10 protein-coding genes are annotated in these 11760 nt (G+C 66.3%); 1 reads left to right on the forward strand and 9 read right to left on the reverse strand.

Features of this window, described 5'->3' with window-relative positions:
- Positions 1-6 precede the first annotated feature (6 nt).
- Positions 7-558 carry a cytochrome b gene (locus tag U8L64_RS16120; RefSeq protein WP_102827784.1) on the forward strand — a complete coding sequence of 184 codons (552 nt, stop codon included), beginning with the start codon at positions 7-9 and terminating at the stop codon, positions 556-558.
- Between the two features lie 55 nt (positions 559-613).
- Here the strand turns inward: U8L64_RS16120 and U8L64_RS16125 are convergent, their stop codons facing one another.
- From U8L64_RS16125 to U8L64_RS16165, 9 genes are all read right to left on the reverse strand, one after another.
- Positions 614-1846, reverse strand: a complete 1233-nt coding sequence (locus U8L64_RS16125) for a molybdopterin molybdotransferase MoeA (protein WP_333398618.1) — start codon at positions 1844-1846, stop codon at positions 614-616.
- Complete coding sequence (moaB, locus tag U8L64_RS16130) at positions 1843-2388, reverse strand: molybdenum cofactor biosynthesis protein B (RefSeq protein WP_333398280.1); 546 nt, start codon at positions 2386-2388, stop codon at positions 1843-1845. Before moaB ends, U8L64_RS16125 begins: the two co-directional genes overlap by 4 nt.
- Before the next feature lie 120 nt (positions 2389-2508).
- Complete coding sequence (locus U8L64_RS16135; RefSeq protein ID WP_043299124.1) at positions 2509-2757, reverse strand: MoaD/ThiS family protein; 249 nt, start codon at positions 2755-2757, stop codon at positions 2509-2511.
- A gap of 7 nt (positions 2758-2764) precedes the next feature.
- Positions 2765-3754 (reverse strand): GTP 3',8-cyclase MoaA, encoded by a 990-nt coding sequence (gene moaA / locus U8L64_RS16140; protein ID WP_043299127.1) that lies wholly within the window; start codon positions 3752-3754, stop codon positions 2765-2767.
- 80 nt (positions 3755-3834) lie between these two features.
- Positions 3835-4788: a peptidylprolyl isomerase gene (locus U8L64_RS16145; RefSeq protein WP_054094592.1), complete on the reverse strand. Its 954-nt coding sequence runs from the start codon at positions 4786-4788 to the stop codon at positions 3835-3837.
- 73 nt (positions 4789-4861) lie between these two features.
- Positions 4862-5662 carry a respiratory nitrate reductase subunit gamma gene (narI, locus tag U8L64_RS16150; protein WP_043299131.1) on the reverse strand — a complete coding sequence of 267 codons (801 nt, stop codon included), beginning with the start codon at positions 5660-5662 and terminating at the stop codon, positions 4862-4864.
- Positions 5662-6408, reverse strand: coding sequence for a nitrate reductase molybdenum cofactor assembly chaperone (gene narJ / locus U8L64_RS16155; protein ID WP_043299133.1), 747 nt, complete (start codon positions 6406-6408; stop codon positions 5662-5664). The genes narI and narJ overlap by 1 nt, the downstream gene beginning before the upstream one ends.
- A 2-nt stretch (positions 6409-6410) precedes the next feature.
- A complete protein-coding gene (gene narH / locus U8L64_RS16160; protein WP_054094591.1) occupies positions 6411-7949 on the reverse strand; it encodes a nitrate reductase subunit beta in 1539 nt (512 codons plus the stop codon).
- 11 nt (positions 7950-7960) lie between these two features.
- A complete protein-coding gene (locus tag U8L64_RS16165; protein WP_273525700.1) occupies positions 7961-11716 on the reverse strand; it encodes a nitrate reductase subunit alpha in 3756 nt (1251 codons plus the stop codon).
- Positions 11717-11760 lie beyond the last annotated feature (44 nt).

The raw sequence follows: 11760 nt of genomic DNA on the forward strand, positions 1-11760 counted from the left end.
GGTGAAATGAACGGTAAAACGGGTGTGGCAAGCTACGGACGGCTGTCCATCGGCTTGCACTGGTTGATGCTGCTGTTGATCGCGGCGGTCTATGCGACCATCGAGTTGCGGGTCAACTTCGCCAAGGGCAGCGAGCCGCGCGAGTTGCTCAAGCACTGGCACTTCATGCTCGGCATGGCGGTGTTTGCGCTGGTCTGGCTGCGCCTGCTGGCGCGCTGGCTGCACCCGGCGCCGAAAGCAGTACCGGGCGCCGGCTGGGAACAGGCGCTGGCGAAGCTGATGCACCTGGCGCTGTACGCATTGATGATCGGCCTGCCGCTGCTGGGCTGGCTGACGCTGAGCGCGGCCGGCAAGCCGATTCCGTTCTTTGGCCTCGAGCTGCCGGCGCTGATCGACGCCAACAAGGACCTCGCCGGTCAGTTCAAGGAGCTGCATGAAACCCTGGCGGTTGCCGGCTACTGGCTGATCGGCCTGCACGCCGCCGCCGCGCTGTTCCACCAGTACGTGCGCCGCGACGGCACCCTGCAGCGGATGCTGCCGCAGCGCCACCGGGCCTGACCCGCCGACGCCAAAACGCCCGGTCGACTCGTCATCGACCGGGCGTTTTCGTGTCTCAGCCGAGCAGTGCGCTGAACGGCAGGTACTCGACGGTTTCGCCCTCCTCCAGCGTGCGCTCGCGCTCGACGATGGCCAGGCCATCCGCCCAGCTGGCGGAGGTCAGCATCGCCGAGCCCTGACGCGGATGCAGGCAGACGCGCAGCTCGCCATCGACCTGCTCCAGCCGCGCGCGCAGGTACTGGCGACGGTTGTTGCGCTTGCGCCAGGCGAAGCCGGCGGTCAGGCGCAGCGGGGTCGGCAGCGCATCGCGGCAGCCCTGCGCACGCAGCAGGAACGGCCGCGCCACCACCAGCGAGGTGATCAGCGCCGCCGCCGGATTGCCCGGCAGGCCGATCCACGGCTTGCCGTTGACTTCACCGAAGGCCAGCGGCTTGCCCGGCTGGATCGCCAGGCGCCACAGGTGCAGCTCGCCGAGTTCGCGGATCGCCTGCTTGAGGTGATCCTCCTCGCCCACCGAAACGCCGCCGGAGGTGATCAGGATGTCCCACTCGGCTGCCGCCTGCGCCAGGGCCTTGCGACTGGCGTCGAGGTCGTCGACCAGCACTTCGTAGTCGTGCACTTCCAGCCCGAGGCTGCGCAGCACGCCGAGCAGGCAGTAGCGGTTGGAGTTGTAGATCTGCCCCGGTGCCAACGGCTGGCCGGGTTCGCGCAGTTCGTTGCCGCTGGACAGCAGGCCGACAAGCAGGCGCCGGTAGACCGCCACGCGGGCGACGCCGAAGCTCGCCAGCAGCCCCAGCTCCTGCGGACGCAGGCGTTTGCCGGCTTCCAGCACCGGCGCACCGGCTTGCAGTTCCTCGCCCTGGCGCCGTACATGGGCGCCGAGGCTGACGCCGGGGAAATGCACGCGCTCGGCCTCGATCTGGCAATCCTCCTGCGCCACCACAGTGTCGGCACCCGGCGGCAGCGGCGCGCCGGTGAAGATACGCACCGCGTGGCCGGCCGGCAGTTGCTGGTCGGCGGCATCACCCGCGGCGATGCGCCCGGCGAGCGGCAGCCAGCCACCTTCGGCCGGCAGATCGGCGGCGCGCAGGGCGTAACCGTCCATCGCGCTGTTGTCCCACGCCGGCACCGGGAACGGAGCGGCGAGCGGCTCGGCCAGCACCCGACCGAGCGCATCGGAAAGCGCCACGTGCTCCACCGCCGGCAGCGCCGGCACCCGCGCCAGCAGCGCCTCGATGGCCTCGTCGACCGGCTTCAGTCCGCTGGTGTCGCAGCCGCAGGCGCTCATGAGCGTGGCCCGCAGTAGGCGACCGCCGAGGCCTTGAGGTGCGGCACGAAGTTGCACGGCTTGGTCCGACTGTCCAGCTGCTCGACGAGAATCTTGTTCCAGGCGGTGCGGCAGGCGTTGGTCGAACCCGGCAGGCAGCAGACCAGCGTGCCGTTGCTCATGCCGGCCAGCGCGCGCGACTGCACGGTGGAGGTGCCGATCTCACCCAGCGAGAAGTGGCGGAACAGCTCGCCGAAACCATCGACGGACTTGTCCAGCAGCGGCTGCACCGCCTGCGGGGTGTTGTCGCGGGCGGTGAAGCCGGTGCCGCCGGTGATCAGCACGACCTGCACGTTCTCGCTGGCGATCCAGCTGCAGACGCGGGCACGAATCTGCCAGATGTCGTCCTTGACGATGGCGCGTTCGGCCAGGGTGTGGCCAGCGCTCGTGAGGCCGTCGATCAGCGCTTGGCCGGAGGTATCGGAATCGATGTCGCGGGTGTCGCTCACCGTGAGCACGGCGATGTTCAGCGACTGAAACTCGGTGTTGGACAGGTGAGCCATTGCTCGAAACTCCATAAAAGAAGAGGTGGCGCAGGCCAGGCCTGCGGCTGCCCGGGGACCGTTCCCCGTGGCGGGTGGTTCGTGTCGCCGGCCTCGTTCGCGGGCCACGCGAGGTGTCGCTCAGCCGCCAGTGACCGGCGGAAAGAAGGCGATCTCATCGCCATCGTGCAACGTCTCGGCGCTGCTGCACAGCGCCTGATTGCGCGCACACAGCAGATTGCGTTCGGCGAGCAGCGCCCAGGCGTGCCCGCGACGCTGCAGGTAGCGACGCAGGTCGTCGATGGTGGCGAACTCCGGCCGCCAGGGCAAACGTTCGAACTCGCAGCCAAGCAACTCACGATAACGGGCGAAGTAGCTGATGCGCAGCATGGCACCCTCAGCCGCCGCTGGCGTTCATGAAGCGCAGCACCTGCACCTCGCCGCTGCTGGCGAACTCGTGGCGCAGCGGTTTGCGCTGCAGCGCGGCGTGGATGGCGTCGATGATCGGCTGGTCGCTGGTCGGATGGCGCCGCAGCAAACCGCGCAGGTCGATGGAATTCTCGTGGCCGAGGCACAGCAGCAGGCGGCCTTCGACGGTCAGCCGCACGCGATTGCAGGTGGCGCAGAAGTTGTGCGAATGCGGCGAAATGAAGCCGATGCGCGTCTGCGGATGCGCCGGCAGGCGCACGTAACGCGCCGGCCCGCCGCTCTGCTCGGCCGAGTCGATCAGCGCGTGGCGTTCGGCGATCAGCGCGCGCACCTCGTCGCTGGAGCAGAAGCTCTCGCCGCGCGAGCGACCGACGTCGCCCAGCGGCATTTCCTCGATGAAGCTCAGGTCCAGCCCGCTGGCGATGGCGAAATCGACCAGATCGGCGACTTCTTCGGCGTTGCGGCCCTTCATCACCACGGCGTTGAGCTTGATCCGCTCGAAGCCGGCGGCACGCGCTGCATTGATGCCGTCGAGCACCGGCTGCAGTTCGCCGGTGCGGGTGATGGCGTGGAATTTGTCGGCATCCAGGCTATCCAGGCTGATATTCAGCCGCTTGACCCCGGCGCGGGCCAGTGGTTCGGCGAGCTTGACCAGCTGCGAGCCGTTGGTGGTCATCACCAGTTCACGCAGGCCGGGCAAGGCCGCGATGCGTTCGCAGAGGCCGACGATGCCCTGGCGCACCAGCGGCTCGCCGCCGGTGAGGCGAATCTTCTTCACCCCCAGGCCGACGAAGATGCGCGCGATGCGCTCCAGTTCCTCCAGGCCGAGCACCTGCTGGCGCGGCAGGAAGGTCATGTCCTCGGCCATGCAGTAGACGCAGCGAAAGTCGCAACGATCGGTCACCGACATGCGCAGGTAGTCGATCTGGCGGTCGTGGGCATCGCGTAGTTGAGTCATCGCCAAGCTCTCTGTACGTCGTGGGGGATGGCGCGTCGCGAGACGGTGGATGGTCGAAACGCCATCCACCCTACCCGCCGTTACTGCATCAACGGCGTTTCCGCACCCTGGATGCGAATGCCTTCGATGTTCGCCGCGGCCACCAGGTTCTGCAGGTATTGGCTGACGCCGATCTGCCAGACGCGCTGGTTGAGCTCCGCGCGGATGGTGCCGGCTACCGCCTCGTAAGGCAGTTGCTGGCCCTCGATGCGCTGGTCGACGAACACCAGATGGAAGCCGTAGCGGCTCTCCAGCGGCTGACCGCACAGCCCCTGCGGCAGGCGGAACAGCTGGCGCTCGAACTCGGGCACGGTCTGGCCTTTGCTGATCTGACCGAGCGCACCGCCCTGAGCCTTGGATGGGCAGGCCGAGTGCGCCTCGGCCAGTTCGGCGAAGCGCTGCGGCGCCTGCGCCAGTTGGTCGAGCAGTGCCTGCGCCTGTTCGCGCGCCAGGCTGCGGGCTTCGTCGTCATCCGCCGGGCAGGCGAGCAGGATGTGCCGCACGGCCAGCAGGGGGGCGCTGAAGAAGCGCGACTGGTTGCTCTGGTAATACTGCTGGCAGGTCGCGTCATCGGCCAGCGGCAGCGGAATCTCTTTTTCGATCAACGCACGGGTAGCGGCTTCTTCTTCGCTCTCGCCGTTCTCCGCAGTCACCTGCAGGCCCAGCTCGGCGATGCGTTGCTGCAGCAGCTCGCGCAGCACCAGCGCCTGGGTGGCGAGGAATACCGCTTCGTTGCGCGTATCGGCCGGGTGGTACTGCAGTTCGCGGGCAATCGCCTCGGGGCTGATCGCCACGCCGTTGACCTTGGCCCGCGGCCACTCCTGTTCGCTGGTGGCGATCAGCACCGGCGCGGCTTGCTGCACCTCATCGGCCTGTTCGTCGCTCTCGTTGGGCAGCTCCTCGAACAGGGGCGCCTCCACCGGCAGCTCTACCGCCGGCCGCGTTTCACCGCCGCAGCCACCGCCACCACCCGTACCGCCGCATCCACAACCCATGATGGTTACCTCACTCAAGCTCGAAATTCGGTTCAGCCGCGGCGGCCGGTTTCGGCACCGGCCGCCCATCGACTCAGTTCACGCCATCCTTGAGTTTGCCCGCGGCGAAGCCCGGCTGCGGAACAGCCACACCGCTGGTTGCTGCCGGAGCCTCATAGCCACGCGGCCGCTGCGGGCGCGGCATGGCCGGCTTGACGCCCTTCTGCCGGACGATCTGGTAGCGCCGGCCCAGGTACCACACCGGCGCACTGACGATGTGTACCAGGCGGGTGAAGGGGAACAGCACGAACAGGGTCAGGCCGAGGAACACGTGCAGCTTGTACACCACGTTGACCGTCTCGATGGCGCCCGCGGCCTTGAGCGGCTGCAGGGTGACGATGCTCTGCGCCCAGGTGCCCAGCAGCACCATCACCGAGCCGTCGAGGTGGCCGAGCGAGGCAACGATGGTCAGCAGGCCGAGTACCAGCTGGGCCAGCAGCACGAAGAGGATCGCGATGTCAGAACGGCTGGACGAGGCGCGCACGCGCGGATCGCCGAGGCGGCGCTGGATCAGCAGGACCAGGCCGATCAGGCAGAGGATGCCGAAGAAGCCACCGGAAACCATCGCCACCACCTGCTTCTGACCGCTGGTGATGAAGGAGTGGTACAGCGCTTCAGGCATCAGCAGGCCGACGAAGTGGCCGCAGAGGATGAAGATCACCCCGACGTGGAACAGGTTGCTCGCCAGACGCATGCCCTTGGGCTGGAGCATCTGGCTGGAGCCGGCCTTCCAGCTGTACTGCGACAGATCGAAACGCGCCCAGCTGCCGATCAGGCAGATCGCCAGAGCGATGTAGGGATAGACCCCGAACAGCAGGAAATTGAAGTTAGACATTAACGCACCTCCTGGGCCAGCGCGGCTTGCCCGTCATGCTTGAAATCGGTCCAGTGCAGCGGCACCGGGCTTTCCTCGCGAACCTTGCCCGGCCCGCTCGGCATGGATGGACACCGGTCCTGCTGCTCGGCCTGGAGGAAGTTGACCTGCTCCTCCTCCCAGACCTTGTCCAGCGCTTCCAGCGAGTCGTCGCGCTCCTCCGCGGCGACCTGCTCGCGCAGCTCGCCGACGGCCTGTTCGACGGTCTCGCCGGCGATCTGCAGCAGCGCGTGGAAGCACGCCGCGTGCGGGCTTTGGCGTTCTTCCAGACGCGCGGCCAGCAGCGCCAGCAGGTGCGCCACGTCGGCCAGCCCCTCGCGGGCCTCGAGGTCCTCGCGGGTGGCGAGGTACTCGAGGTACAGCGGGATGTAGTCGGGCAGCTCGCGCACACCGATGGCGAACCCGGCGGCCTCGTACTGCGCCATCAGATCGACCATCGCCTGGCCACGATCACGCGACTCGCCGTGCACGTGCTCGAACAGCAGCAGCGACAGCGTGCGACCGCGGTCGAACAGCTCGGTGTAGCGCTCCTGCACGTCCATCAGATCGCCGGCAGCCAGCTCGTCGAGCAGGCTGCGCAGCGCGGCGCGCTGCGCCGGGCTGATCTCGCGAGCCGCGGCGATGGCCTCGGCCAGCTCGGCATGGCCATCGCGCAGCGCCTGCTCGGGGTAGTCGAGCAGCAGGGAAATCACCTTGAGGATGCGCATGCTCAGTCCTCCCACAACTGGACGGTCTTGATCACGTCGCGACGGTTGGCCTTCTTCGCACCGAACATGTTGGTGTCCGAGGCGCCGGAGCAGCCGCTGCCGAAGCTGAAGCCACAGCCGGAACGCTCGGCGAAGGCGTCGCTCATGGCTTCCTCGCGGTGTGCCGACGGGATCACGTAGCGGTCTTCATAGTTGGCGATGGCCAGGTAGCGGTACATGTCCTCGACCTGGGCGACCGACAGGCCGACGCTCTCCAGCACCTTGAGGTCCTGCACGCCGTCGACCTGCTCGGCGCGCTTGTAGGCGCGCATGGCGAGCATGCGCTTGAGCGCCAGCTTGACCGGCTTCTCGTCACCGGCGGTGAGCAGGTTGGCCAGGTAGCGCAGCGGAATGCGCAGGCTGTCGACGTCCGGCAGTACGCCATCCATGCTGACGTGGCCGGCACTGGCGGCGTTCTGGATCGGCGACAGCGGCGGCACGTACCAGACCATCGGCAGCGTGCGGTATTCCGGATGCAGCGGCAGGGCCAGCTTCCAGTCCACCGCCATCTTGTACACCGGCGACTTCTGCGCGGCCTCGATCACCGACATCGGCACGCCGTCGGCCTGGGCCTGGGCGATGACCTTCGGATCGAACGGGTCGAGGAAGATGTCCAGCTGCTTCTGGTAGAGGTCCTGCTCGTTGGGCGTGCTGGCCACTTCGAGGATGCGGTCGGCGTCATACAGCAGCACGCCGAGGTAGCGGATGCGGCCCACGCAGGTCTCGGCGCAGACGGTCGGCATGCCGGCCTCGATGCGCGGGAAGCAGAAGATGCACTTCTCGGATTTGCCGCTCTTCCAGTTGAAGTAGATCTTCTTGTACGGGCAGCCGCTGATGCACATGCGCCAGCCGCGGCACTTCTCCTGGTCGATGAGGACGATGCCGTCCTCCTCGCGCTTGTAGATCGCACCGCTCGGGCAGGCCGCCGCGCACGCCGGGTTGAGGCAGTGCTCGCACAGGCGCGGCAGGTACATCATGAAGGTGTTCTCGTACTGGCCGTAGATGTCGGCCTGCACCTTGTCGAAGTTCTTGTCCTTGCGGCGCTTGGCGAACTCGGTGCCGAGAATCTCTTCCCAGTTGGGACCCCACTCGATCTTCTCCATGCGCTGGCCGGAGATCAGCGAGCGCGGGCGTGCCACCGGCTGGTGATCGGAGATCGGCGCGGTGTGCAGGTTCTGGTAGTCGAAGTCGAACGGCTCGTAGTAGTCGTCGATCGAGGGCAGGTCCGGGTTGGCGAAGATGTTCGCCAGCACGCGGAACTTGCCACCGATGCGCGGGTTGATGCTGCCGTCGCCGTTGCGTACCCAGCCGCCCTTCCACTTGTCCTGGTTTTCCCATTCTTTCGGGTAGCCGATACCGGGCTTGGTCTCGACGTTGTTGAACCAGGCGTACTCCATGCCTTCGCGGCTGGTCCAGACGTTCTTGCAGGTGATCGAGCAGGTGTGGCAGCCGATGCACTTGTCCAGGTTCAGGACCATGCCTACTTGTGAACGAATCTTCATGGCCTTTTTCCTCAGATATCTTGCGGCAGGGGTTGCGGCAGTGCATCGCCGTTCGGGCCGTCGAGCCAGTCGACGTTCTTCATCTTGCGTACCACGACGAATTCATCGCGGTTGCAACCGACCGTGCCGTAGTAGTTGAAGCCGTACGCCAGCTGGGCGTAGCCGCCGATCATGTGGGTGGGCTTGAGCACCACGCGGGTCACCGAGTTGTGGTGGCCGCCGCGGGTCTTGGTGGTCTCGGAGCCGGGCACGTTCACGATGCGTTCCTGGGCGTGGTACATCATCACCATGCCTTCCATCACGCGCTGGCTGACCACCGCACGGGCGGTCAGGGCGCCGTTGGCGTTGAAGCACTCGATCCAGTCGTTGTCCTCGATGCCGACCTTCTTCGCGTCGATCTCGCTCATCCACACGATCGGGCCGCCACGGCTGAGGGTCAGCATGATCAGGTTGTCGGTGTAGGTGGAGTGGATGCCCCACTTCTGGTGCGGGGTGATCCAGTTCAGCGCGATCTCCGGGTTGCCGTTGGACTTCTTGCCCTGCACGTAGCCGGTGGAACGGGTGTTGATCGGCGGCCGGTAGCTCATCAGCCCCTCGCCGAACGCCAGCATCCACGGGTGATCCTGATAGAACTGCTGGCGGCCGGTGATGGTGCGCCATGGGATCAGCTCGTGAACGTTGGTGTAGCCGGCGTTGTAGCTGACGTGCTCGTCTTCCAGGCCGGACCAGGTCGGGCTGGAGATGATCTTGCGCGGCTGCGCCTGGATGTCACGGAAGCGGATCGCCTCATGCTCCTTGGGCAGCGCCAGGTGGCTGTGGTCGCGGCCGGTGAATTCCGACAGCGCGGCCCAGGCCTTGACGGCGACGTGGCCGTTGGTTTCCGGCGCCAGCGAGAGGATCACTTCCGCCGCGTCGATGGCCGTTTCGATCTTCGGCCGGCCCTGGCTGACACCCTCCTCGCGCACCTTGTAGTTCAGCTCGCCGAGGAACTCGACCTCGTGCTCGGTGTTCCAGTTGATGCCCTTGCCGCCGTTGCCCAGCTTGTCGAGCAGCGGGCCGAGCGAGGTGAACTTCTTGTAGGTGTTCGGGTAGTCGCGCTCAACCACGGTGATGTTCGGGCAGTTCTTGCCCGGCACCGGGTCCTTGCCCTCGGTCTTCCAGTCGGTGCCGCCGAACGGCTGCGCCAGCTCACCGGGGGTGTCGTGCAGCAGCGGCACGGTGACCAGATCCTGTTCGACGCCCAGCTGCCCTTCGGCCATCTTCGAGAAGGCCTTGGCGATGCCCTTGTAGATCTCCCAGTCGGACTTGGCTTCCCAGGCCGGGTCGATCGCCGCGGACAGCGGGTGGATGAACGGGTGCATGTCCGAGGTGTTCATGTCGTCCTTCTCGTACCAGGTCGCGGTCGGCAGGACGATGTCGGAGTACACACAGGTGGAGGACATGCGGAAGTCGAGGGTGGTGACCAGGTCGAGCTTGCCGATGGCACCGTTGTCGACCCACTCGGCCTCGGTCGGCTTGAAGCCGTCGGCGCGCTTGCCAAGGTCTTCGTTCATCACGCCGTTCTTGGTCCCCAGCAGGTACTTGAGCATGTACTCGTGGCCCTTGCCGGAGGAACCCAGCAGGTTGGAACGCCAGACGAACATGTTGCGCGGGAAGTTTTCCGGGCTGTCCGGCTGCTCGCAGGAGAAGCGCAGCGTGCCGTCCTTCAGCGACTTGGTGACGTAGTCGACCGGCGACATGCCGGCGGCCTTGGCGTCACGGCAGATCTGCAGCGGGTTGCGGTTGAGCTGCGGGGCGCTCGGCAGCCAGCCGGCACGTTCGGCGCGGATGTTGTAGTCGAGCATGTGCTCGGGGAACTGCGACTTGTCGGCCAGCGGCGAGAGCACTTCGTGGATGCTCATCTTCTCGTGACGCCACTGCGAGCTGTGGTTGTAGAAGAAGCTGGTGCCGTTCATCTGGCGCGGCGGACGGCTCCAGTCGAGGCCGAAGGCCAGCGGCAGCCAGCCGCACTGCGGACGCAGCTTTTCCTGACCGACGTAGTGGGCCCAGCCGCCACCGGTCTGACCCACGCAGCCACACAACATCAGCATGTTGATCAGGCCGCGGTAGTTCATGTCCATGTGGTACCAGTGGTTCATCGCCGCACCGACGATGATCATGGAACGACCCTTGGTCTTGTCGGCGTTGTCGGCGAACTCGCGGGCGATCTGGATCGCCTTCTCGCGCGCCACGCCGGTGATCTTCTCCTGCCAGGCCGGAGTGCCCGGCACGCTGGCGTCGTCGTAGCTGGCAGCGACGTTGGCGCCGCCCAGGCCACGGGCGATACCCAGGTTGGCGGCCATCAGGTCGAACACGCTGGCGACCTTGGCGCTGCGGCCGTCGGCCAGGGTGACGCTGAGTACCGGCACGCGGCGCAGCTGGATTTCGTCGCCCTCGACCGCGGTGAAGTGCTCGTGAACCTGCCCGCCGAAGTAGGGGAAGGCAATCTCGGCGGTTTCGCCGCTGTCGATCTGGCTGAGTCGCAGATCGACGTCACGACCGGCGCCGCCCTCACGCGCCTCGATGTTCCACTTGCCCTTCTCGCCCCAGCGATAGCCGATCGAACCCTGCGGCGACACCAGCTCGCCGTTGGCGTCGACGGCAATGGTCTTCCACTCGGGGTTGTTGTCCTGGCCGAGGTTGCCGGTCAGGTCGGAGGCGCGCAGGAAGCGGTCGGCGATGAAGCTGCCGTCCTTCTCGTTGAGCAGCACCAGCATCGGCATGTCGGTGTAGCGCTTGGCGTAGTCGGTGAAGTAGGCGCTCGGCTTCTCGAGGTGGAATTCCTTGAAGATGACGTGGGCGAAGGCCTGTGCCAGCGCGGCGTCAGTGCCCTGCTTGGGGTTCAGCCACTGGTCGGTGAGCTTGGCCACCTCGGAGTAGTCCGGGGTGATCGACACGGTCTTGGTGCCCTTGTAGCGGACTTCGGTGAAGAAGTGCGCGTCCGGGGTACGCGTCTGCGGGACGTTGGAGCCCCAGGCGATGATGTAGTTGGAGTTGTACCAGTCGGCCGATTCCGGCACGTCGGTCTGCTCGCCCCATACCTGCGGCGAGGACGGCGGCAGGTCGCAGTACCAGTCGTAGAACGACAGGCACACGCCACCGATCAGCGACAGGTAACGGCTACCGGCAGCGTAGGAAACCATCGACATCGCCGGGATCGGCGAGAAGCCGACCACGCGGTCCGGGCCGTACTGCTTGACGGTGTAGACGTTGGCCGCGGCGATGATCTCGTTGACCTCGTCCCAGCTGGAGCGGATGAAGCCGCCCATGCCGCGCTTGCTCTTGTACGATTCAGCCTTGGCCTTGTCCTCGACGATGCTGGCCCAGGCATCCACCGGCGCCATGTTGCGGCGTGCCTCGCGCCAGAGTTTCAGCAGCGGCTTGCGCACCTTGGGGTACTTCAGGCGGTTGGCGCTGTAGATGTACCAGCTGTAGCTCGCGCCACGCGGGCAGCCACGCGGCTCGTGGTTGGGCAGGTCGTTACGGGTGCGCGGGTAGTCGGTCTGCTGGGTTTCCCAGGTGATCAGGCCGTTCTTCACGTAGATTTTCCAGGAGCACGAACCGGTGCAGTTCACCCCGTGGGTGGAACGCACGATCTTGTCGTACTGCCAGCGCGAGCGGTAGACGTTTTCCCAATCACGCGATTCGATGCGGGTTTCGCCGTGTCCGTCAGCGAACTCTCCTTGCTTGCGATTGAAAAAGCGCAGCTGGTCGAGTAGGTAACTCATCGTTTCTTTCCTCTCAGACTGAGCGCAGGTCGTGCCTGCGCTCT

The organism is Pseudomonas sp. FIP_A4 (assembly GCF_036701605.1).
In the GTDB taxonomy this organism is placed as follows: Bacteria; Pseudomonadota; Gammaproteobacteria; order Pseudomonadales; family Pseudomonadaceae; genus Stutzerimonas; species Stutzerimonas phenolilytica.

Bases quoted from the DNA above. Each gene is read 5' to 3' on its own strand.
- U8L64_RS16135 (WP_043299124.1), bottom strand. From the start codon at position 2,757: ATGCTGCGCATCAGCTACTTCGCCCGTTATCGTGAGTTGCTTGGCTGC.
- narJ (WP_043299133.1), bottom strand. From the start codon at position 6,408: ATGCGCATCCTCAAGGTGATTTCCCTGCTGCTCGACTACCCCGAGCAG.
- moaB (WP_333398280.1), bottom strand. From the start codon at position 2,388: ATGGCTCACCTGTCCAACACCGAGTTTCAGTCGCTGAACATCGCCGTG.
- U8L64_RS16125 (WP_333398618.1), bottom strand. From the start codon at position 1,846: ATGAGCGCCTGCGGCTGCGACACCAGCGGACTGAAGCCGGTCGACGAG.
- narH (WP_054094591.1), bottom strand. From the start codon at position 7,949: ATGAAGATTCGTTCACAAGTAGGCATGGTCCTGAACCTGGACAAGTGC.
- moaA (WP_043299127.1), bottom strand. From the start codon at position 3,754: ATGACTCAACTACGCGATGCCCACGACCGCCAGATCGACTACCTGCGC.
- narI (WP_043299131.1), bottom strand. From the start codon at position 5,662: ATGTCTAACTTCAATTTCCTGCTGTTCGGGGTCTATCCCTACATCGCT.
- U8L64_RS16165 (WP_273525700.1), bottom strand. From the start codon at position 11,716: ATGAGTTACCTACTCGACCAGCTGCGCTTTTTCAATCGCAAGCAAGGA.
- U8L64_RS16145 (WP_054094592.1), bottom strand. From the start codon at position 4,788: ATGGGTTGTGGATGCGGCGGTACGGGTGGTGGCGGTGGCTGCGGCGGT.
- U8L64_RS16120 (WP_102827784.1), top strand. From the start codon at position 7: ATGAACGGTAAAACGGGTGTGGCAAGCTACGGACGGCTGTCCATCGGC.